This is a genomic window from Usitatibacter rugosus, assembly GCF_013003965.1.
GTDB classification, from domain to species: domain Bacteria; phylum Pseudomonadota; class Gammaproteobacteria; order Burkholderiales; family Usitatibacteraceae; genus Usitatibacter; species Usitatibacter rugosus.
In genome coordinates, this window is record NZ_CP053069.1 from 3,153,365 (window position 1) to 3,174,608 (window position 21,244).

23 protein-coding genes are annotated in these 21,244 nt (G+C 67.7%); 9 read left to right on the top strand and 14 right to left on the bottom strand.

What is annotated here, in order from left to right; translation table 11 throughout:
• Positions 1-143: 143 nt before the first annotated feature.
• Complete coding sequence (locus tag DSM104443_RS14850) at positions 144-1,493, bottom strand: serine hydrolase (protein ID WP_212756704.1); 1,350 nt, start codon at positions 1,491-1,493, stop codon at positions 144-146.
• A 228-nt stretch (positions 1,494-1,721) separates the two neighbouring features.
• On the opposite strand from DSM104443_RS14850, the gene DSM104443_RS14855 reads away from it, so the two are divergent.
• Positions 1,722-2,093 (top strand): hypothetical protein, encoded by a 372-nt coding sequence (locus DSM104443_RS14855; protein ID WP_171093549.1) that lies wholly within the window; start codon positions 1,722-1,724, stop codon positions 2,091-2,093.
• Here the strand turns inward: DSM104443_RS14855 and DSM104443_RS14860 are convergent, their stop codons facing one another.
• Genes DSM104443_RS14860 through DSM104443_RS14885 form a run of 6 tightly spaced genes read right to left on the bottom strand, consistent with a single transcriptional unit; the run spans position 2,094 to position 5,674 of the window.
• Positions 2,094-2,297 (bottom strand): KTSC domain-containing protein, encoded by a 204-nt coding sequence (locus DSM104443_RS14860; RefSeq protein WP_246232977.1) that lies wholly within the window; start codon positions 2,295-2,297, stop codon positions 2,094-2,096.
• Positions 2,298-2,305: 8 nt separating this feature from the next.
• Positions 2,306-2,911 (bottom strand): YceI family protein, encoded by a 606-nt coding sequence (locus DSM104443_RS14865; RefSeq protein WP_171093554.1) that lies wholly within the window; start codon positions 2,909-2,911, stop codon positions 2,306-2,308.
• Positions 2,908-3,405 (bottom strand): DinB family protein, encoded by a 498-nt coding sequence (locus DSM104443_RS14870; RefSeq protein ID WP_171093556.1) that lies wholly within the window; start codon positions 3,403-3,405, stop codon positions 2,908-2,910. Before DSM104443_RS14870 ends, DSM104443_RS14865 begins: the two co-directional genes overlap by 4 nt.
• A 58-nt stretch (positions 3,406-3,463) precedes the next feature.
• Positions 3,464-4,069: a peptide-methionine (S)-S-oxide reductase MsrA gene (msrA, locus tag DSM104443_RS14875; RefSeq protein WP_171093558.1), complete on the bottom strand. Its 606-nt coding sequence runs from the start codon at positions 4,067-4,069 to the stop codon at positions 3,464-3,466.
• Between the two features lie 49 nt (positions 4,070-4,118).
• The gene (locus DSM104443_RS14880) at positions 4,119-4,757 is read right to left on the bottom strand and encodes a DUF2238 domain-containing protein (RefSeq protein WP_171093560.1); all 639 of its coding nucleotides are present in this window, start codon (positions 4,755-4,757) and stop codon (positions 4,119-4,121) included.
• Positions 4,754-5,674 (bottom strand): ROK family protein, encoded by a 921-nt coding sequence (locus tag DSM104443_RS14885; RefSeq protein ID WP_171093562.1) that lies wholly within the window; start codon positions 5,672-5,674, stop codon positions 4,754-4,756. The genes DSM104443_RS14880 and DSM104443_RS14885 overlap by 4 nt, the downstream gene beginning before the upstream one ends.
• A 100-nt stretch (positions 5,675-5,774) precedes the next feature.
• On the opposite strand from DSM104443_RS14885, the gene DSM104443_RS14890 reads away from it, so the two are divergent.
• Positions 5,775-6,473 (top strand): transposase, encoded by a 699-nt coding sequence (locus tag DSM104443_RS14890; RefSeq protein WP_212756706.1) that lies wholly within the window; start codon positions 5,775-5,777, stop codon positions 6,471-6,473.
• Between the two features lie 46 nt (positions 6,474-6,519).
• Here DSM104443_RS14890 and DSM104443_RS14895 read toward each other — a convergent pair whose 3' ends face one another.
• The 3 genes from DSM104443_RS14895 to DSM104443_RS14905 are packed head-to-tail and all read right to left on the bottom strand — an operon-like array spanning position 6,520 to position 11,070.
• Positions 6,520-9,000, bottom strand: a complete 2,481-nt coding sequence (locus DSM104443_RS14895) for an ATP-binding cassette domain-containing protein (RefSeq protein WP_171093565.1) — start codon at positions 8,998-9,000, stop codon at positions 6,520-6,522.
• Positions 8,997-9,872 (bottom strand): branched-chain amino acid ABC transporter permease, encoded by an 876-nt coding sequence (locus DSM104443_RS14900; protein ID WP_171093567.1) that lies wholly within the window; start codon positions 9,870-9,872, stop codon positions 8,997-8,999. The genes DSM104443_RS14895 and DSM104443_RS14900 overlap by 4 nt, the downstream gene beginning before the upstream one ends.
• A gap of 7 nt (positions 9,873-9,879) precedes the next feature.
• Positions 9,880-11,070 carry an ABC transporter substrate-binding protein gene (locus tag DSM104443_RS14905; protein WP_171093569.1) on the bottom strand — a complete coding sequence of 397 codons (1,191 nt, stop codon included), beginning with the start codon at positions 11,068-11,070 and terminating at the stop codon, positions 9,880-9,882.
• Positions 11,071-11,135: 65 nt separating this feature from the next.
• Between DSM104443_RS14905 and DSM104443_RS14910 the strand changes: the two genes are divergently transcribed.
• The 4 genes from DSM104443_RS14910 to DSM104443_RS14925 all read left to right on the top strand — a co-directional run bounded on the left by DSM104443_RS14910 (position 11,136) and on the right by DSM104443_RS14925 (position 14,451).
• Positions 11,136-11,546, top strand: coding sequence for a nuclear transport factor 2 family protein (locus DSM104443_RS14910; RefSeq protein ID WP_171093571.1), 411 nt, complete (start codon positions 11,136-11,138; stop codon positions 11,544-11,546).
• Between the two features lie 55 nt (positions 11,547-11,601).
• Positions 11,602-12,489, top strand: a complete 888-nt coding sequence (locus tag DSM104443_RS14915; RefSeq protein WP_171093573.1) for a polysaccharide deacetylase family protein — start codon at positions 11,602-11,604, stop codon at positions 12,487-12,489.
• Entirely contained in the window at positions 12,486-13,661 is a 1,176-nt protein-coding gene (locus tag DSM104443_RS14920) for an amidase (RefSeq protein WP_171093574.1), read from the top strand. The genes DSM104443_RS14915 and DSM104443_RS14920 overlap by 4 nt, the downstream gene beginning before the upstream one ends.
• 130 nt (positions 13,662-13,791) lie before the next feature.
• Positions 13,792-14,451 (top strand): transposase, encoded by a 660-nt coding sequence (locus DSM104443_RS14925; protein ID WP_246232285.1) that lies wholly within the window; start codon positions 13,792-13,794, stop codon positions 14,449-14,451.
• Between the two features lie 46 nt (positions 14,452-14,497).
• Here DSM104443_RS14925 and DSM104443_RS14930 read toward each other — a convergent pair whose 3' ends face one another.
• Positions 14,498-16,618, bottom strand: a complete 2,121-nt coding sequence (locus DSM104443_RS14930; RefSeq protein ID WP_171093579.1) for a putative bifunctional diguanylate cyclase/phosphodiesterase — start codon at positions 16,616-16,618, stop codon at positions 14,498-14,500.
• 271 nt (positions 16,619-16,889) lie between these two features.
• On the opposite strand from DSM104443_RS14930, the gene DSM104443_RS14935 reads away from it, so the two are divergent.
• Positions 16,890-17,564: a hypothetical protein gene (locus tag DSM104443_RS14935; RefSeq protein WP_171093581.1), complete on the top strand. Its 675-nt coding sequence runs from the start codon at positions 16,890-16,892 to the stop codon at positions 17,562-17,564.
• Here DSM104443_RS14935 and DSM104443_RS14940 read toward each other — a convergent pair.
• The 3 genes from DSM104443_RS14940 to DSM104443_RS14950 all read right to left on the bottom strand — a co-directional run bounded on the left by DSM104443_RS14940 (position 17,527) and on the right by DSM104443_RS14950 (position 19,744).
• On the bottom strand, positions 17,527-18,873 hold the full coding sequence (locus tag DSM104443_RS14940; protein WP_171093583.1) for an amidase: 1,347 nt from the start codon (positions 18,871-18,873) through the stop codon (positions 17,527-17,529). The two genes, DSM104443_RS14935 and DSM104443_RS14940, sit on opposite strands and share 38 nt — an antisense overlap.
• 96 nt (positions 18,874-18,969) lie before the next feature.
• Entirely contained in the window at positions 18,970-19,332 is a 363-nt protein-coding gene (locus DSM104443_RS14945; RefSeq protein ID WP_212756708.1) for a GlcG/HbpS family heme-binding protein, read from the bottom strand.
• Positions 19,268-19,744, bottom strand: a complete 477-nt coding sequence (locus DSM104443_RS14950) for a helix-turn-helix domain-containing protein (RefSeq protein ID WP_171093587.1) — start codon at positions 19,742-19,744, stop codon at positions 19,268-19,270. The genes DSM104443_RS14945 and DSM104443_RS14950 overlap by 65 nt, the downstream gene beginning before the upstream one ends.
• A 308-nt stretch (positions 19,745-20,052) precedes the next feature.
• Here DSM104443_RS14950 and DSM104443_RS14955 point away from each other — a divergent pair, with 308 nt between their 5' ends.
• Together DSM104443_RS14955 and DSM104443_RS14960 are read left to right on the top strand one after the other, a co-directional pair.
• On the top strand, positions 20,053-20,721 hold the full coding sequence (locus tag DSM104443_RS14955) for a TerC family protein (protein WP_171093589.1): 669 nt from the start codon (positions 20,053-20,055) through the stop codon (positions 20,719-20,721).
• Positions 20,718-21,224, top strand: a complete 507-nt coding sequence (locus DSM104443_RS14960) for a universal stress protein (protein WP_171093590.1) — start codon at positions 20,718-20,720, stop codon at positions 21,222-21,224. Before DSM104443_RS14955 ends, DSM104443_RS14960 begins: the two co-directional genes overlap by 4 nt.
• Positions 21,225-21,244 lie beyond the last annotated feature (20 nt).

Here is a 21,244-nt window from a genome sequence, read left to right on the forward strand (position 1 = left end):
CGAAGTGCGGCCGAATGCAGCGACGATCAATGCCTCGGTTTCAGCCGTCGTAAGTGACGTCAACGCATCGAAGCGTCCCGAAGTTCACGATCCCCCGAGTCCGGAATCGACGAAAAAAGGCCTACCGCCCCCCTGGCCTCGCTTTAACTCCCGCGAGCAGGCGTCGTCCGCGGCCCGGGAAGATCCCGTCCACCTTGGTGGAGAACGACGGAAATGACCCGCCCCTTGGCGTCGCGCCGGAAGGTGAGCTGTGCGTCGACGAGCTTGAGGAAGAACCGGTCCTGCGCCTCCGCGAACATGGGCAGCGCCGACTGCCCCGTCGCCTGCACCAGCAAGCGCGAGCCCTCGCGGAAGATGCGCAACGCGAACTCCGGCGTGAGCTGATAGGTGCCGACGTACTCGTCGAGGACCTTGTCGTCGAGGGTGATCTCTTCGCGCTTCAGCTTGAGGGGCATCGACGCGTCCACGAGATAGAAGGCGAGATCCTCGAAGCTGACGACGCTGTCCGTGAGCACCACCGCACCCGTGCCGTTGTCGGGGTTCACGACGACCATCGAGCGCATGCCGCCCGTCTGCCCGTTGTGGAAGATGAGGCGGCCGACTCCGCGCCGGCGCATGCCCCAGGCGAAGAGCGTGGACGTGCCTTCCGAATTGTCGATCAGCGGCACCAGCGAGGCATCGAACGTCTTGCCGAGCCCCAGCGTCCTGCGGCCGACCGCCGCGTCCGCGAACCGCATCATGTCGACCAGCGACGAGCGGATGCCGCCTGCGCCCGCGAGCGCGGGATCGATGTCCCACATGGGAACCGGCGTGTACCCCGCCGCATGCCCCTGCACGAATCGTTTCTCGACCTCGGCGGGAAGGACGACGCCCGTGCTCGTCATCTCCAGCACCTTGAAGATGCGCTCGGCGAGGAGCTCGTCGAAGCGCTTGCCCCCGGCGCGGCCGAGGAGGTCCGACAGCAGCATGAAGCCGAAATTGGAATACTCCTGCCGCGTGCCGATGTCGGCGGTGAGCTCGGTCTGGGCAAGACCCTCGTAGAGCGCCTTCGAGTCGAAGCCCTTGTACGGGTTCGAGAGGTTCGTCGGCTTGAAGTTGGGGGGAACGCGCGGGAGCGAGGAGCGATGGCTGACGAGATCCCCCAGCGTGATCTCGCGGCCGCCGCGGGTGGGCAGCTTGCTGCCGGCCGGCGCGTATTTCGAGATCGGGTCGGTGAGCTTCACCTCGCCGCGCTCGATCATGTTGGCGAGCAGCACGCCCGTCATCACCTTGGAGAAGGATCCGATCTCGAAGATGGAATCCGGGTCGATGGTGAGCTTGCCCGCGGAGTTGGTGCACGCGATGGCGGTCCGCGCGGCCGGCCCGACGATGCCGACCGCCACGCACGCCGGCTGGTCCTCGGCCGCCAGGCGCGCCACGACGGTCTGGGAAAGCCGTTCGTTGGGCGAGGCCATCGGGTTCTTCGGCGGCTCCTGGGCTGCGCAGGGCAACACGCAAGCCAGGACGGCAATGCAGGCAACAATTCTCAAGGCTTGGTCACCGTCGTTTCGGGTTCACCATTATACGGACGGGGTTCCGGACGCACCCTTCGTTCCCCACGTGACAAACCGTAACAATCGGCAAGCCCCGGCGCATTGAGGGTATGGGGGTCGGGCATCACACTTCGCGCATCGCTTCCGGGAACGCCCGGAGGGAAGTGAATGAATCCCAAGGAGAGTCACATGAATACCCGAATCCTGCTTGCCGCCGCCGCGCTGGCCCTCGGCCCGCTGCCGGCCGCCGCCAACTGCACGTGGGAGTGGCTGTGCAACGGCGATGGCAACTGCAAGCTGATGCCGGTTTGCGACAGCGTCTACGAAGTGCCGCCGACGCCTCCGGCCAACACCCAGCCGCCGGCCATGCCGCCCCTGTCGATGCGCCCGTACCGAATCAACACGCAGATGGGCACGCTCGCCTGCGAGCACATCATGCGGCAGGGCAAGAGCGGCCGGTGGTACTGGAACGAAGCCTGCTTCTGCGTCGACCCGCGCAAGGCGAAGGATCCCTCGGCGCCGTTCGCGAACATCGTCCGCTGCGAAGACCCGTACAAGTAGCTACTTGATCCGACGCCCCGTGAAGTCTTCCTCGATCACGTCCTTGAAGTAGCTGGCCGGCGTGGGCGAGCTCATCAGCCGACGGTAGATCTCCACCCCCACGTTCGCGTACTCGAACATGCCGGTGGAGGTCTCGATCACCATCTTGCGGTTGCGCTCGTCGTAGCCGGCCGCCTTGAGGCCGCTGCCGTTCAGGCGCTTCATTTCCACGGTCAGCCTCCCGCGCCGGGCATCTCGGCGGCGGGCTCGACCTTCACCGCCTCGATCTGCACGCTGATCCGCACGTCATCCGAAAGGAATGCCGAGTAGGCATTCATCCCGAACTCGGAGCGGCTGATGACGGTGTTCACGTCGGCCCCGCACGTCGTGCGCACGAAGAACGGGAGCTTGGTGCACCCGAAGCTGTCGATCACGAGCGTGACCGGCTTCGTGACCCCCAGCAGCGTGAGGTCGCCCCGGGCCGATTTCGGACGGTCGCCGTCGAACTCCACCGAGCTCGACTTGAAGTACATCTTCGGGTGCTTCTCGACGCTGAAGAAATCCTCGCCGCGAAGGACGTTGTCGATCTTGGGGCTGCCGGTGCTCACCGACGTGGTCTCGATCGCGATGTCGATGGAGCCCTTCTTCGCGGCGCGGTCGATGATGATCTTCCCGGTGGTGTTGTCGAAGCGCCCGCGCTGCGTGGAGATGCCGAGGTGGCGCACGGCGAACCCGGGATAGGTGTGCGCCGGATCGACGTTGAACTCCTCGGGCGCCGCGAGCGCGCCGGCCGCGGACCACGCGGCGAGAGCGGCCGCGAGCCGGGGCGCCGCCTTCATGGCGCCGGCAGCGAGGCCACCAGGCGCTGCAGCTCTTCGCGATGGCCGCGGTCGTGGTCCACGACCATGGAGGCGAGGTCCGCGACCGAGATCAGCCGCCCGCCGAAGCGGGCCGTGCGCTGCAACTGCGGCGGATCGAGCGCCGCCAGGCCCGCGACGAGCGCGGCGCGGCAACGCGCGAAATCGCACGCGGCCGCATGCGCATCCTGCGCCTGGTAATTCCTCATGCGCGCGATCTCGCCGCCCTCGAAGCCCGGGAGCTCGGGCGTGTCCTCGATCAGCATGCGATGCAGGCGATGGAGATAGCCCTCACGCTCGAGGTCGCGCAGGTGGCAGGCCTGCTCCACCAGCGAGAACTCGCCCCCCGCCTCCGTACGGATGCGCAGCGCCTCGGCCGTGCGGCCGGCGAGCGCCTTCTCGAGGAACGGTGGCATCCCGGCGAGGCGCTCGAGCGCCTCGGCCAGCGAAACGACAGGAAACTCGGCAGTGCCCATGGATCGATTGGAGTCGGGAGTGGGAACGGACGTTCCATTCTATCCGCGGCGTTCTTCCCTAGCCGCCGGCCTTGTCGCCCCACAACGACTTGAGGCGCGCGTCGCGTCCGCATCCGGAGCGGTAGAACTTGTAGCGCGTCGGATTCTTCGAGTAGTAGTCCTGGTGGTACTCCTCGGCCGGATAGAACGTGCCCGCCATCTCGATCGGCGTCACGATGGGCTCCTTGAACGGTTTCGATTTCTCGATCGCCGCCTTCGAAGCCTCGGCCGCTTTGCGCTGCGCCTCCGAGCCGTAGAAGATCACCGTGCGGTACTGCGTGCCGGCGTCGCAGAACTGGCGGTCCTTCACCGTGGGATCGACGTTCACCCAGAACACCTCGAGCAGCTTCTCGTAGCTCACCTTGGACGGGTCGTAGGTCACCTGCACCACTTCGACATGGCCGGTGCTGCCCGAGGAGACCTGCTCGTACGTCGGATTCGTGACCTTGCCGCCCATGTAGCCGGAGATCGTGGAGATCACGCCGGGGAGCTTGTCGTAGGGCGGCTCCATGCACCAGAAGCAGCCGCCGCCGAAGGTGGCCTTCTCGGTCTTGGCCTGCGCGAACGCCGCGGGTGCTACGGCCACGAGCAGGGAAACGGCGAGGGATGCGAGCACGCGGTTCATTCGGTTCTCCGGGGGATGATGAGTGTCGGTCGTTCGACCGCGTGGGAACTTACGGATTCCCGGCGCGAACGGATGCCGTGCCGAGCTGGCGATCGTGCAGGCGCGAGAGCAGGAGCTGCGCGAGCATCGCGCCGAGGAAGGCGCAGAACATGTCCCATTGCGTGTCCCAGACATCGCCTTGCGAGCCGAGGAACGCATCGGCGCCCTGCCCCAGCGCCACGGCGGCCCACCACTCGACGAACTCGTAGCACGCGCTGATCGAGAGGCAGATGCTGGTCACGATGAAGAAGAGCCAGCCGCCGGGACGCACGACGCCGCGGCGAATCAGGATCTCGCGCGCGACCAGCGCGGGCACGAAGCCCTGCGCGAGATGGCCGATGCGGTCGTAGTAGTTGCGGGCAAGGCCGTATTCGTCACGCAGCCAGTTGAAGGCCGGCACCTCGGCGTAGGTGTACTTGCCGCCGACGCAGAGGATCGCGGCGTGAACCGCGATGGCCGTGAGCACGAGTGGCGTGAAGCGCCAGCGCGGATAGGCGACGGCGATGCAGAGGGCCGCGGCGTAGATCGGGGCCGTCTCGAGGATCCACGTGGTCCGGTCGGAGGGGCCGAAGGCCGACCACCCGAGGATGGCGATCGTGACGGCGAGCAGGGCGAGGTGCAACGCCGGCGAAGCTGTTCTTGTTGTCATCCCCCATTGTCCCAGAGCCACGCCGCGCCGCGAACCCCGCTCGAGTCGCCATGCACCGGGGGCAGCAGGCGCGTGCGCACGTCGTCGGAAAAGATGTAGCGGCCCCAGATCGCGGGGACGTTCTCGTAGAGACGGTCCAGCGACGAGAGCCCGCCGCCCAGCACGATCACGTGCGGATCGAGGAGGTTGATGGCGCCGCCGAGCGCGCGGGCGAGCCGCTCCTCGTAGCGCTGCAGCGTCGCTTCGCACGCCGCGTCGCCCTGCGCCGCGCGCTCCGCAATGGATTTCGTGTCGAAGCTCTCGCCCGTGGCGCGCGCATGGTCCGCCGCGAGCGACGGCCCGGAGAGATACGCCTCGATGCACCCGGCACGGCCGCAATAGCAGCGCGGCAACGGCAGGTCGCCCGGGGTCGGCAGCGGCATCGGGTTGTGGCCCCATTCGCCCGCGATCGCGTTGGCGCCCGTGAGCACGTGCCGGTTCACGACCACGCCGCCGCCCACGCCCGTGCCGAGGATCACGCCGAACACGATCGAGGCGCCGCGCCCCGCACCGTCCACCGCTTCGGAGAGCGCGAAGCAGTTCGCATCGTTGGCGATGCGGATCTCGCGGCCGAGCTCGCGCTCGAGGTCTTCCTTGAGGGGGCGATCGTTCAGGCGCGTGGAGTTGGAGTTCTTCACGCGGCCGGTCACGAGCGAGAGCGCACCGGGGGCGGCGATTCCCACGGAGCCCTCACCCATCTCACGTTCTGCGCCCTTCACGAGCGCCACCAAGGCTGCGACGGTATCGTCGTAACTCGAAGCCGGAGTCGGGACACGATGGCGATAGACGATGCCACCCGCAGGATCGAGCGCGACGATCTCCGTCTTGGTACCACCCAGGTCGATCCCGAACCGCCAATGAATGGGGTCAGACTCCATTTACCCTGGCTCCTGTCGAATGAATGGGGTCAGACTCCATTTACCTTGTCGTCCATCGTTCGTGCGGGACCGTTATCCTGCCATGGCTCGACTCCCACGCTTGTACGTCCCCGGCGTTCCCAATCACGTCATTGTCCGCGGCAACAATCGCCAGGCGATATTCGGGTCGGAAGGTGATCGCATTTTCTTCCATCGATGCCTGGCCGAGAGGGCGCCTGTTCATGGCGTCTCGATCCACGCCTACGTGATGATGACGAATCACGTCCACCTGCTCGCCACCGGATCGGGCTCCATGTCGATCTCGCGGCTCATGCAGTCCATCGGGCGACGGTATGTGGGCTACTACAACCACCAGCACGATCGCACCGGCACGCTATGGGAAGGCCGGCACAAGTCGATTCCCGTTGAAACCGACCGGCACCTGGTCGACTGCCAGCGCTATATCGAGCTGAACCCCGTTCGCGCGGGGATCGTGAAGCATCCTGCCGACTATCCGTGGTCCAGCCACCGGCATTTCGCCTTCGACAAGCCAGATACCCTCGTGACGCCTCACGAGCTCATCGTGACGCTCGGGTACAAGGGAGAGCGGACGCTGGCATACCGCAGCCTCTTTGAAGAAGACCTCGACGCCGAGACGCTGCAGAAGATCCGCAGTTCCGTCCAAAAAGGCTGGGCTCTGGGCAGCGACGCCTTCTGCAAACAGTTGGAGTCGCTCGGAGGCCGCCGCGCCCAGCCGCGTCGCCGTGGTCCCAAACCTGTTCAGCCGGCACTCGACCTGGACGATCCGAATGGAGTCTGACCCCATTCATCGGGGCTGAATCGATGCAAATGGAGTCTGACCCCATTCATTTTGGGGTGTGGCCCAAGTACGCGCGCTCGAGCGCTTTGTCGGCGGCGAGGTCGGAGGCCGCACCGGCGGCGACGATGCGGCCGTCCTCGATGACGTAGGCGCGGTCCGCGAGGGAAAGTGCAAGTCCCGCCATCTGGTCGACGAGCAGCAGGGTCATGCGCTCGGCACGCAGGCGGTCGAGGGCGGCGAAGAGGTCGGCGATCACCTTGGGCGCCAAGCCCAGCGAAGGCTCGTCGAGCAGCAGCACCACCGGCTTGCCCATCAGCGCGCGCGCGACCGCGAGCATCTGCTGCTCGCCGCCGGAGAGCAGGCCCGCGCGCTGGCCGATCCGCTCGCGCAGGCGCGGGAAGCGCTCCAGCATCGCCTCCACGTCGGCGTCGATGGCCACGCGGCGCAGAAAGCCGCCGAGGCGCAGGTTGTCGCGCACCGTGAGCTCGGGGAACACCTGGCGGCCCTCGGGCACCAGCACCAGCCCGCGCGCGACCATCCGATGCGCGGGCTGCGAGGCGGTCTCCTCACCCGCGAGCGCAATGCCGCCGCGAACCGGGCGCTGGAGCCCGGCGATCGCGCGCATCAGCGTGGACTTGCCCGCGCCGTTCGCTCCGAGCACGGCGACCATCTCGCCGGCATTGAGGCGCAGGTCGATGCCCTTCAGCACGTCGCCCGCGCCATAGCCTGTCGCCAGCTTGCCCACCTCGAGCAAGGGGACGCCGGTGGAAGCCTCGCGGGCGGAAGCCGCTGTCGCATCCAACCCCTCGCCGAGATAAGCGCGGCGGACATTTTCGTCCGACTGCACCTGCGCCGGCGAACCGCTCGCGATAACGCGACCCGACTCGAGCACCGTCACCACATCCGAGCAGCCCATCACGAGTGCCATGTCGTGCTCGACCAACACGACGCCGATGCCCTGCTCCGCGATCTTCCGCAGCAACGCCGCGAGCTTCGCCTTGTCTTCGCGGGCCAGGCCGGCCGCGGGCTCGTCGAGCAGGATCACGTCGGGATCCGCAGCGAGAGCGCGGGCGATCTCCACCAGGCGCCGGTCGACGTGCGGAAGCGAGGCGGCGGGCGCGCCCGCGTCGCCCCCATAGCCAGCGAATGCAAGTAGCACGGGCGCCGGCTCGCGCGCGCGCTCGATCGCCTTCGAGCCCAGCAGCGCCCCGAGCTTGCCCCGCAGGCGAGCGAGCGCAAGGTTCGACGCGACGTCGAGCGAGCCGAAGAGCTGCGAGGTCTGGTACGTGCGCGCCACGCCAGAGCGCGCGATGCGATGCGCGTACCCCGCAGGGAGCGCCGAGCCTCCCAGGCGCATCGTCCCTTCCTGCGGCGCATAGAAACCCGAGAGCAGGTTCAACGCGGTGGTCTTCCCTGCACCGTTGGGCCCGATCAGCGCGTGTACGGTGCCGGGCTTCGCCTCGAAGCGAAAGCCCTCGAGCGCCGTCACGCCGCCAAAGCGGATCGCGAGACCCTCGGCGGCCAGCGTCGCGCGCGAGCGAGGCGCGAGCGGCAGCGTTCCCTCACCGTCGACGCCCGACGTACTCTTCCTGCGACGCGCCGCGATCCACCCCTCGAGCGTGCCCATCACGCCCCGCGGCGCGACCCACAGCACCACGAGCAGCAGGCCCCCGAAGAAGAGCAGGCGGTATTCCGCGAGGCCCGAGAGCATCTCCGGCATCAGGATCACCAGCACCGCCCCCAGCACGGGTCCGAACGAATTTCCCGCGCCGCCGATCAGCACCACGAGCACGAAGAGGATCGATTGCGAGAACGCGAAGGTCGAGGGCGTCACGAAGCCCGACAGCGGCGCGAAAAGCCCGCCCGCGAATCCCGCCAGCGCGGCGGACAGCACGAACGACACCGTCTTCACCCGGACCGGATCGATGCCGACGGATTCCGCGGCGGTCTCGCTGTCTCGCACCGCACGCATCGCGTGGCCCCACGTGCCGCGCGCAAGACGCCAATAGCCATGCAGCGCGACTGCGACGGCCACGATCGCGAGGATCGCCACGCCGCGCTCGCCCGACGGCAAGCCCGGAACCGAAAGCGAAGGCACGCCCATGATCCCGTTCTGCCCGCCGGTGAGCGCTCTCCATTCGACCGCGCCGTTCTCGACGATGAAGCCGAACGCGATCGTCACCATCGCGAGATACGGTCCGCTCGCGCGCAGGGCCGGCACCGCGAGCGCCCATCCCGCGAGCGCAGCCACGAGCGGCGCGGCGGGCAACGCGACCCAGGGCGAGACCTTGAGGCTCGTCGAAATGATCGCCACCGCATAGGCGCCGAGCGCGTAGAAACCGACATGCCCGAACGAGATCTGTCCCGAAAGCCCGATCAGCACGTTGAGCCCGATGCCGGCGATCGCGGTGAGCGCGACCGTGGCGATCACGAACACCCAGTACCCGTTCACGAAGGCCGCCAGCGCGATCGAGGCGGCGAAGAAGGCGGCGATCGCGGCGAAGGCGGCGGGGTGCGCGCCCCTCATACCTTCTTCACGCCGGCCCGCCCGAAGAGGCCGTGCGGCTTCCACGCCAGCACGCCGATCACCAGCGCGAAGGTGAGGATCTGCGTGTATCCCGAGCCGAGCGTCGCCGTGATGAGCGACTCGGCCACGCCGAAGAGCACCCCGGCGGCCATCACGCCCCAGGCGCTGCCGATTCCGCCGAGGATCGCGACCGCGAACGCCTTCAGCCCGAAGAGCGTGCCCATGTCCGCGTTCACGTTGAAGAGCGGCGCGATCAGCATGCCCGCAATGCCGGCGAGAACCGCCGAAAGCGCGTACGCGGCGGCGATCACGCGGGCCGTGTCGATGCCCATCAGGCTCGCGGCTTCGCGGTTCTGCACGACGGCGAGCATCGCGGTACCCCAGCGCGTCTTGCGCGCCACGGCATCGAGGAGCGCCGCGAGCGCCAGCCCCGCGAGCGGGATCAACGCTTGCAGCGGATAGATCCCGAGCGAAGTCTCGCCGATGGAGATCGGCGTCATCGCGAGCGACGAGGGAAGGCCGCGCGGCTCCTTGCCGAAGGTGAAGAGCGCCGCGTTGTCCACGACGATGCCGAGGGCCACGGTCGCGATCAGCCAGGCATTCGAGCCGCGCCGCACGAAGGGCCGCACCGCCGCGGCCTCCACCAGCAGGCCGTAGATCGCGCAGAGCGCCAGCGCGCACGCGACGGCGGGCACCACCGGCCACTTGAGCACCACCATCAGCGCGTACGCGAAGACCGCGCCCAGCATCATCGCGCTGCCCTGGGCGAAGTTCACCGTGCCGGAGACGGCGTAGGTGACGTGGTAGCCGAGCGCCAGCAGCCCGTACATGCTGCCGAGCGCGAGCCCGGCGAGCAGCGCGGAGGCGAGCAACGCCGCCTCAGCTCGACGAACCGACCGGGACGATGCGATCCTCGATGAACTGCGTCCAGACGTAGTCGTTCTCGTTGATCGCGTCGTGGACCGTCGCGGTGAACGGCTGCGTGTATTTCTTGATCAGGCCGTCGTAGGTGCCGATCTTGTAGAAGCCCTGGCGGATCGCGTCGCCGTCGGTGGAACCGGCCGCCGTGATGGCGAGCGACGCAAGCATCATCGCGTCGTAGGCGTTGGCCACGCCGACCGCGGGCGTGATGTCGCCGGCGCCCTTGATGTCGGGGTACTTCGCCATCAGCGCCTTCATGACCTTCTCGCCCACCGGGCCCTGCTTGGAGAAGAAGCTGTACGTCTGCACGAAGTGGACGTTCTTCGCCGACGGGCCGGCCAACTCGGTGAAGCGCCCGCCCGCGGGACCCCAGTGCGAGACGATCGGAACCTTCCAGCCCATGCGGTCGAGCGACTTCACGACCTGCGCGGAGGGACCGACGTTGCCCACGAGGAAGAGGCAGTCGGCGCCGGCCGACTTGAGGCGCGTGAGCTGCGGGACGACATCGAGATCGCTGCCCTCGAACTTCTCGATGCCCGCGGGCTTCAGGCCCTTCGCCGCGAGCGCCGCCGAGAGGCCCTTCTCGTTCGATTCGCCCCACGGGTTGTTCACGAGGATCATCCCGCAGTTCTTCGCGCCGAAGGTCTTCTGCGCGTAGTTGAGCATCGCCTTGTCGACGATCTCGTCGACGGCGGAAACGCGGAAGACGTAGTTCGGGCTGGCGCCGTTCTTCGTGATCGGCGTACCCGCGGCCCAAGGGCCCACGAAGGGCTTCTTCTCGGCGTTCATGAGCGGCACGATCGCCATCGACACCGGCGTGTCGAGGCCGCCGAAGAGCACGGCGACCTTCTCGTTGAACACGAGCTCGCGCGCGGCGGTGACGCCCTTCTGCGGGTTGGCCTCGTCGTCCCTGCGCACCAGCACGAGCTTCCGCCCGCCGAGCAGCCCGCCCGAGGCGTTGATCTCGTCGATGGCGATGGTGAGGCCGCGCGTGATGGCCTCGCCGGCGCGGGCGGACTGGCCCGAGAGCGCCGTCACCAGGCCGATCTTGATGGGCTCCTGCGCGTGGGCACGGGGGGCCAGCACGAAGGCGGCGGCCACGAGGCCTGCGGAAGCAAGGAGGAAGCGGCGGGAAAGGGCTCTTGTCATTGGGAGGGTCTCCGGTTCGGTGCTTTCTACTTTGCAAACGCCGTGCCACGGGCAACAATCGCCTCATGCCCAACGACATTCCCGCCGATCCCGCCAAGCTGGTCGAGACTTACCTGCGCACCCTGATGATCCCGGACCCGGTCGGCGCGAGGCGATTCATCGCCCCCGGCGTCGAGATCGTGTTCACCGGAGCCCGGCCGATGCGCGATCCCTCCGAATGCGCGGCGTTCAACGCGAAACGCTACCGCTGGGTGAAGAAGCGCTTCGAGCACACGCACGTGGTCGCCGGAGGCACGCCCGCGCACACGGTCGTCTACAACACCGGCACGCTCCACGGCGAATGGCCGGACGGCTCCGCCTTCGAAGGCAACCGCTACGTGGACCGCTACACGCTCGCGAATGGGCTGATCGTCCGCATGGAAGTATGGAATGACAGCGGCGAGCTCCTGCTGCTTCGCGCGGGAATCGCGGCATGAGCCGTCCGTCGCGGTGCGTGCCGAAGGGCGCGGGCACGTTTTTGGTGCGCAAGCGATGAGCAAGCTGCCATCCCACGAGCGCTATCCGTACTCCGCCATCACGAAGCGGCCCGAGTACACGTGGCCGGGCGGACAGCGGCTCGCCGTTTACCTCGGCTTGAACCTCGAGCACTTCTCGTTCGGCGAGGGCCTGGGCGCCGTGCTCGGCCCCGCCTCGCCGCATCCGGACGTGCTCAATCACTCGTGGCGTGAGTACGGCAACCGCGTCGGTGCCTGGCGCATGCTCGATCTCTTCGAGACGCTCAAGGTCCCGGCGGGCGTGATCCTCAACACCGCGATGTACGACCATGCGCCCGAGCTCGTGGAGGCGTTCGCGAAGCGGGGCGACGAGATGATCGGCCATGGCCATACCAACTCGCATCGGCAGGGCGCGCTCGCCGAGGACGAAGAGCGAGCACTGCTGGTGTCGTGCCGCGAGCGCATCGCGAAGGCTTCGGGGAAAGCGCCGCGCGGCTGGCTCTCGCCGTGGATCTCGGAGAGCGCCGTCACGCCCGACCTCCTCGCCGAGACGGGCTATCGCTACACGCTCAACTGGTGCCACGACGACCAGCCGTCGCGCTTCGCGACGCGCACCGGCGCCCTCTGGTCGATCCCCTACCCGCAGGAGCTGAACGACATCCCGATGATCATGGCCCGGCAGATGGACGCGCGGGACTTCTGCGACCTCATCGTGGACAACTTCGACGAGATGCTCGAGCAATCGACAGGACAACCCCTCGTGATGGGCATCGCCATGCACGCCTACATCCTCGGCCAGCCCTACCGGCTGCGCCACCTGCGCCGGGCCCTGCAGCACATTGCCGCCGCAAAGAACGCGTGGATCACCACGCCGGGCGCGATCCTCGATCACGTCGAGTCCCTGCCCGACGGGGTGGTCGCATGAGCGGCGTGCGCGATACCGTCGGCGCGTTCGTTCCGCATGGCCACTTCCGCATCGAGGGCGCCAGGCTCGGGCCGCTCTCGGGCCTCACGTTCCTCGCCAAGGATCTCTACGACGTCGCGGGTCATCCCACCGGTGCGGGCAATCCCACGTGGCTCGCGACGCACCCCGTGCCCGCAAAGCACGCCGCATTGGTCGGGCGGCTGCTCGCGGCCGGCGCGACGCTCGTGGGCAAGACGATCACCGACGAGCTCGCCTACAGCACGCACGGCGACAACGTGCACTACGGAACGCCGGTGAACGTGAATGCGCCGGGCCGAGTACCCGGCGGCTCGTCGTCGGGCTCCGGCGCGGCCGCGGCCGCTCGCCTCGCCGATTTCGCGCTCGGGAGCGACACCGGCGGATCGGTCCGCATTCCCGCCTCGTTCTGCGGCGTGTGGGGCATCCGCCCGACCCATGGCCTCGTGCCGGACGAAGGCGTCGTGAACCTCGCCCCGAGCTACGACACGTGCGGATGGCTCGCCGCCGAAGCCGGAACGTTCGAGCGCGTGGCGAATGCGCTGCTGCCTCCGGCGCCCGCCTTCACGCAAGCCTTCATCCTCGAGGACGCATGGGCGCTCGCGGACCCGGAGGTGCAGCCGTTGCTCGAATCGGTGGCCGCGGCCGTGGCGCGTCTCGTGGGGCCACCGCGGCGCATCAGGATCTGCGACTCCGACCTCGAGTCCTGGCGCAAGACCTACCTCGGCGTGTCGGCGTACGAGGCGTGGCAAGTGCACGGTGCGTGGATCGAAGCCGCGAAGCCGGTGTTCGGCCCGGCGATCGGGCAGCGCTTCGCCTACGCCAAGACCGTGACCGATGGGGACTTCGCCGCAGCGACTCGCGAGCGCGAACGCATCGCGACGCACGTGCATGCCGTGATCGGTTCCGGCGGCGTGGCGATCCTTCCCAGTACGGCAGGCCCCGCCCCTCGCGTCGACGCGTCGCCCGAAGAGGTCGATGCGTTCCGCATGCGTATGCTGAGGATCACGAGCATCGCCGGACATGCACGCTTGCCGCAGGTGAGCATGCCGCTTCGCGGATCGTCCGGATTGCCGATCGGCATTTCGCTGATGGGTCCGGCGGGCTCCGATCGTGCCCTCGTGGCCCTCGCCCTCGAAGTGGCCCGAAACAACTAGCCAAATAAATGGGGTCAGACTCCATTTAAGTTAATTCCCTGATTTTTTCGCGCTGGCGTCCTCCAATCGCCTGCCATTGCGTTGTGCACGCATGGCCAGATTGCCCCGCTGTTTCGTGGAAGGCGTTCCCATGCATGTGATCGTGCGAGGAAACGACCGCCAGGACACATTCCGCACCGAGGGCGATCGCCTGTTCTTCCACCGCTGCCTTACAGAGCTTTCGCGCGAAACCGGGGTCGATGTGCATGCCTATGTCCTGATGGCGAATCACGTCCACCTTCTGGTCACGGGACGCGACTCAGCCGCCGTCCCAGACCTCGTGCAACGGCTTGGGCGGCGCTACGTGGGCTACTTCAATTACCTTCACAAACGAACAGGCACATTGTGGGAAGGACGCTACAAGGCGACGCTTGTCGAGGCCGAGCGCTACTTTCTCACCTGCCAGCGATACGTAGAACTCAATCCGGTCCGTGCAGGAATCGCCGGCCATCCCGCGAACTTCCGCTGGTCGAGTCATCGGCGCCTGGCCTTGGGTTGCTCCGATGACCTCGTTACGCCGCACTCCCTCTACGAGAACCTCGGCGATGACGAAAGCTCGCGACAACTCGCCTATCGGGCACTTTTCGAGGTGGACCTCGATGCCGATACGCTTGAGCGCATTCGCTCCACTGCGCAAAAGGGATGGGTGCTGGGGGATCCGGACTTCCAGGCCCGCGTCGAGGGGCGAGGCAATCGCCGCTCCGCGCCACGTCCCCGCGGCCGCCCTCGGAAAAATCCCGAATTAACCTAAATGGAGTCTGACCCCATTTATTCAGGTAATTATGGTCTGACCCTATTTACGAGGGGCGCGAGTCGCGCAGCTTCTCGGCGAGCGCCGGGGCGCTGAGCGGCACCGAGAAGTAGAAGCCCTGGGCCTCGTCGCAGCCGTTCGCGGTGAGGAACGCGAGCTGCTGCGCCGTCTCCACGCCCTCGCCGACCACGCGCAAATTGAGGCTCTTCGCAAGGCCGATGATGCCGCGCGTCAACGCGGCTCCGCGCTCGTCGATCGAGATGTCGTGGATGAAGGACTTGTCCACCTTGAGCTTGTCCACGTGCAGGCGCTTCAGGTACGAGAGGCTCGAGTAGCCGGTGCCGAAGTCGTCGATGGCGAGCTTGAAGCCCTGGCGCGAAAGTGCCTCGAGCACGCCGGTGGCCATCTCGACCTCGGAGAGCAGCACGCTCTCGGTCACCTCGAACTCGATCTGCGCGGGCTTGCGGCCGTAGTCCTGCATCGCCCTTTGCAGCACGTCGAGCAGGTTCTTCTGCCGAAGCTGGATCCCCGAGAGGTTCACGCGCACCGGGATCTCGCGCAGTCCCGCCGCGGTCCACGTGCGGCTCTGCCGGCACGCCTCGCGGATCACCCACTCGCCGATGTCGAGGATCAGCCCCGAATCCTCGGCGATGGGGATGAAGCGCGCGGGCGGCACGATGCCCATCTCGGGATGGCGCCAGCGCAGCAGCGCCTCGGCGCCGACGATGGGACGGCCCGCGCCCAGCGCGTAGATCGGCTGGTATTCGAGGTAGAACTCCTCGCGCGCGAGGCCGCGGCGCATGCTGTTCTCGAGGATGAGGCGCTCGGAGATGCGCGCGTTCATCTCCTCCTTGAAGAAGCTGCACTGGTTCCTGCCCATCGCCTTCGAGTGGTACATCGCCGCGTCGGCGTTGCGGATCAGCACCGGCAGCTCCGCGCCGTCCGCGGGATAGAGGCTGATGCCGATCGAGGGCGTGACCACGAGCTCGTAGCCTTCGACGTCGTAGGGATTGGAGAGCTCGCGCGCGATCTCCGAGGCCACGTGCGCCGCTTTCTCCGCGCTCCCCACCTCGGGCAGCAGCACGAGGAACTCGTCGCCCCCGTGGCGGCAGACCGTGTCGGTGGCGCGCACCACGTGCACCAGCCGCGTGGCGATCTGCTTCAGGAGGCGATCGCCCACGTGGTGGCCGAGCGAATCGTTGATGGTCTTGAAACGATCGAGGTCGATGAACGCGAGCGCCATCGGCTGTCCCGTGCGGTCCGACGAGCGCACCGCGTGGCCGAAGCGCGCGGCCAGCAGGCTGCGGTTGGGCAGCCCGGTGAGGAAGTCATAGTCGGCGAGCTCGCGGATCTTCGCTTCGTAGCGCTTGCGCTCGGTGACGTCCGTTCCCACGCCGCGATAGCCCGTGAAGCGCCCGGCGTTGTCGAACACCGGCTCGCCCGACACCGAAACCCAGCGCTCCTCGCCGGAGGACCGCATGAAGGTGAACTCGAAGCCGCGGAAGGGCTCGCGCGCCTCGAGCTGCCGCCGGTGGGCCACCCACTGGTCCTCGGTGAGGCCGCCGTAGCCCTGCTCCCAGCGCGCGCGGCCTACGAGGCTTTCGGGCACCTCGCCCAGGTTGGCGAGGCCCTGCGACATCATCGTGAAGCGGAACTGCGCGTCCTGCTCCCAGTACCAGTCGGACGACATCTCGAGCAGGCTCTTGAAGCGCGCCTCGCTCGCCTCGCGCTGCTGCTCGGCGCGCTTCCTCGCGGTGATGTCGACGCGAAAGCCGATCACGCCGCCGTCCTTCGTCTTGCGGTCGGAGATCAGCAGCCAGTACTTGTCGCCGTGGAGGAACTCGTAGTCGCGCTCGTCGGGATTGAGGTGGTAGTCCAGGCGCGCGCGGACGTATTCCTCCTCGGAGAGTCCGGTGCGCGACTCGAAGCCACGCCGGTAGTACGCGCGCGCGATTTCCGAGTAGGGCGTACCGGGGATGAGGAGGTCGGCCACTTCCGCATAGATCTCGCGGAAGCGCTTGTTGCAGAAGACGACGCGGTCGTCGGCCCCGTAGAGCACCACCCCGGGCTCGAGGTGGTCCATGGCCGCGACCACCAGGTCGAGCTGGCCCTGGGCCGATTCGACCAGCGACTCGAATTCGGCAAGCCGTGCCTGGAGGTTGTCCACTAACGCGCGGGGAAATGGGAGTTCTTTGGAAACAGCATACTCCGGGCCCCTTGTTGCAGCTGAAACCGGGATGGGTTGCAACTGAAATCCGGCGCGTCCGGCTTTAGTGAAACCGGTCACAGGCGGATTCCGGGGGGCGGCACATAGTCTTGTCACATGTAGTGAACAGGAAACACCCGCAAGAGCGCACATTCGGCGTCCCGTACGAGGGGATATACCCTCGGCTGGCCGCCACCCTTTTCAGGACGGGATCGGGGACAATGCCCAGCACATGGGAATCCTGATCGCCGCCACGATCGTCGTGGGCCTGCTCGTCGACCAACGATGGGCCGCCCACGGCCAGCTCGCCGTGAACATCGCGGCCTGGCTGGTCCTCGGGCTGCTGTGGATCCGCAGCGACGCCGCCCGCCGCCCCTTCCTCTTCGCGTGCCTGCTCTTCGCCACCGCGGGCGAGGTCTTCCTCTCGCTGGTGTGGGGCCTCTACACCTACCGCCTCGACAACATCCCGCTCTTCGTCCCGCCGGGCCACGTGCTGCTCTTCTGCCTCGGCATGCAGATCGCCGACCGCCTGCCCGCGAAAGCCGAATGGTGGATCGCCGCCGCTTGTGCGCCGGTGATCGTGTTCTTCGCATGGACCGGCCGCGACACGCTGGGCCCGCTGCTCTTCGCGATGTTCCTCCTGTGCATGGTCCTGTCGCCTTCGCGCCGGCTCTACGCGGTGATGTTCGTGCTCTCGCTCGCGATGGAGCTCTACGGCACGTGGCTGGGGAACTGGGCGTGGCACCGCGACGTGCCGGTGCTGGGCCTCAAGGCGGACAACCCACCGGTCGCGGCGGGCGCCTTCTACTGCGTGCTGGATTTGCTGGTGATGATGACCGGAAACAAATGGGGTCAGACCCCATTTCTTTTCAGTCGCCGGCCAGCCCCAGGTTCACGCCCAGGGTGAGCTCGCACCAGCGCGCTACCTGAAGCGCGCGTTGGTCTTCCCGGTAGCGCCCGACGATCTGCAGGCCGAGCGGCAGCCCGCGCGGTCCGCGGCCGGAAGGGATCGTGATCGCGGGCAATCCCGTCTGCGTCCAGAGCGAGTTGAAGCTCGCGTTGCCGGTGTTCGCGTGGCCCTCGGGCGCCTCGCCCGGCGCGGGCACGGTGAGGATCGCATCGGCGCCGTCGAAGAGGCCGTCCAGCCAGCGCTTGTAGTCCTCGCGCTTCGTGCGCGCCTTCGCGTACTGCTCGGGCGTCACGCGATGGCCGCGGTCGAGCAGCTCGGTCAGCGCGGGCGAGAGGCGCACGCGGTGTCGCGACTCGACGAGCGCGAAGCTCTTGACCGCGTCGCTCGCCATGATGGTCATCACGACTTCCCACGCGTCCTCGAAGGCGCGCGGCAGCGGCACTTCGCGCACCGGAGCGCCGGCGTCCTTGAGCGTTGCGACCACCTCGTTGAAGTTGGCCTGCTGGATCTCGGAGGCGAGCGGCCATTTCGCCGTCTTCACCACCGCGAGGCGCGGAGCCTGCGCGAGCGGCTCGAGCGGCACGGCGAGCGTGTGTTGCGCTCCGCGCACGAGCGTGGCCTCGTCGCGCGAATCGGGGCCCATGAGGCAGGCGGCGAACCAGGCCGCATCGTCCACGCTGCGCGCGAAGACGCCGACCGTGTCGAGCGTCGAGCTGAAGGGATGCACGCCGGTGCGCGAGATCGCGCCGAACGTCGGCTTGTAGCCCACCACGCCGCAGAAGGCCGCGGGGCGGATCACCGAGCCCAGGGTCTGCGTGCCGATCGCGACGGGAACGAAGCCCGCGGCGACCGCGGCCGCCGAACCGGACGAAGAGCCGCCCGGCGTATGCGCGGTGTTCCACGGATTGCGCGTCTTGCCCGGATGGCGGAACGCGAACTCCGTCGTGACGGTCTTGCCCATCACGATCCCGCCCAACGCTTCCAGGCGGCGCACCGCGGCCGCGGAGGTCGTCGGCACGTGGCTCGCGAAGATCGGCGTGCCATATCGCGTGGGGATGCCGCGGGTGTTGATGATGTCCTTCACGCCGACGGGAATGCCGAAGAGCGGGAGGTCGCCGAGGATGCCGCCGCCGCGCTCTTCCGCTTCGGCCATCGCACGCGAGGGTTCGAACCATTCCCAGGCCCGGATCTCGGAATCGAGCGCGGAGATCCGCCGGGAACAAGCGCCGATGAGGTCCATCACCGTGATGCGGCCCTCCCGGAGGGCGCGCAGCGCGTCGAGGAGGCCAAGGGCGTGGAGGTCCATGGCCCGCATTTTGCCTGTTAAGCCCTGCACCGCGAAAGGGCAGCGCGCCGGAGGGTTTTTGGACGGCGGACCTAAAGCCCTGAAATTACTGGGTTTTTACCCGGCGATGACGGCCGCGCCGGCCATCGCGACGATCTCGTCATCCGAGGCCTTCACGCCCGAGACGCCGATCGCGCCGACGATGGCGCCCTCCGATTCGAGCGGCACGCCGCCCTGCAGCATGGCGAAGGGTCCCGGCACCGAGAGGAACGCACTGCGGCCGCCGTTCACCATCTCCTCGAGGATTCGCGTCGGCCGCTTCCACGCGACCGCGGCGCGCGCCTTGCCGAGCGCGGTCTCGATGGAAGACCACTGCGCACCGTCCAGCCGCTGCAAGAGGACCGCGTGGCCGCCGTCATCGACGATCGCGATCACGACCTTCCAGCCGTTCTTCGCCGCCGTCGCCTCGCAGGCCGCCATCGCCGCGCGTGCCGCCTCCAGGGAGAGGGTCTTCTTCAGGGGCAGTTCCATCGTTCGCTTCCTCGGGGGGCGGGAGCGCGGATGATACCGCCCCGGGCATGCCCTCCACGTCGAGCGTGAGGCGCAACCCCGCGCCGGTCATCGCGACGCGTGCCGTGGCCGGCATCATCTGCGGCGCGAGATCGCGCTGCGACTCGAAGCGATCGAAGGCCGCGTAGATGTCCTCGCAGAGGAGGGCGAGCCTGCGCCCGGTGTCGGTGGGCTCCATGCGGCCGCAGCGATGCTGCAACAGCGGCTCGCCCAGGGTATCGGTGAGCTTGCGCAGGTGTCCCGAGATCGTGGGCTGCGCGAGCGACAGCTCCTCGGCGGCACGCGTGACGCTGCCATGGCGCACGCACGCCTCGAAGGCCATCAGTTGGGGAAGGAATCCGTGTCGGAAGTAACGGCGACGTTGAGCTCGAGCCAAGGTGTCTCTCCATGGGTTCGTTAGCCAAAGGTCTCGCTAACGAACCGGAACACCCGGTCTGCCGACCGCACCGGGGCCGAAGCCCGTATTGACGATGCGATCGCTAAAGCTACTCCCCTTTGAAGGGATTGCCATTCCGTTATAGCCCGCCCTCTCACGCCATTGCAAGGGCTGATGCACGCGAATCGCAAATATCAATCGGCGCATCGCCCTTCCGCATCACGCGATGCATCGCGCTTCGGAGAATCGAAGCGATGGACATTCTCTCGCCCGACTTCCTCTCCGCGCTCGTCGCCATCATCGTGATCGATCTCGCCCTCGCCGGCGACAACGCGATCGTGATCGCCCTGGCGGCGCGCAACCTTCCTCCCGCATTGCAGAAGCGCGCGATCCTCTGGGGCACGGTGGGCGCCATCGCAGTGCGAATCGCGATGACGATGGCCGTGGTGTGGCTGCTCGGCATTCCCGGCCTCATGGCGATCGGCGGCGCGGTGCTGGTGTGGATCGCGTGGAAGCTCTTGAAGGGCGGAAGCGGCGAACACGAGATCAAGTCGGCCACCACCTTCTGGGCTGCGATGCAGACCATCGTGATCGCCGATGCCGCGATGGGCCTCGACAATGTGCTCGCGGTCGCGGGCGCGGCGCACGGCTCCTTCACGCTCGTCGTGATCGGCCTCCTCATCAGCGTGCCGATCGTCGTGTGGGGTTCGACGATGATCTTGAAGTGGGTCGAGAAATTCCCGTGGCTCGTGCACATCGGCGTGGCGGTGCTCGCATGGACCGCGGCGAAGATGATCGTGAGCGAGCCGGTGCTGCAGCCGTGGTTCGCGACGCGCCAGGAATTCGCGATCGCGCTCCATGTCCTCGTGATCGGCGGCGTGTTCGCCTCGGTGATGCTGCCGCGCCGGATGGCCCGCTCGTGAGCAAGCGCATCGTCCTCATTCCGGTCGACGGCAGCGCGCACGGCCTGGCGGCGGTGCGCCGAGTCGCGCGTGATGACCGCGAGTCGCTGCTGCGCGTGGAGCTCCTCCACGTGGCACCGCTCTTCAACCGCCGCGTCTCGCAGTGGACGGCCCTCGAGCAACGCGATGCATGGCGTGCCGAACGGTCCGCGCGCGCCCTCGAGCCCGCGCAGCGCATCCTCCGCGAGGCCGGCATCGCCAACGAAGCGCATGCCGCCGCAGGCCCCGTCGCCGAGACGATCGCGAAGACCGCGAGGCAATTGCGCGTCGACGAGATCGTGATCGGCAGCCGCCGGCAGAGCCCGTGGGCGCGGATGCTCGGCGCCTCGCTCAGCTCGCGCCTGCTCGAGCACTCGGGCGTTCCCGTGCGCGTGGTGCCCGCGACGGACACCGCGGAGCTGGGCCGCCTCGTGCTCCCCGTGGGCCTCGGCCTCGCGGCCCTCGCCATGCTGGCTGCCGACTGACCGTAAATGGGGTCTGACCC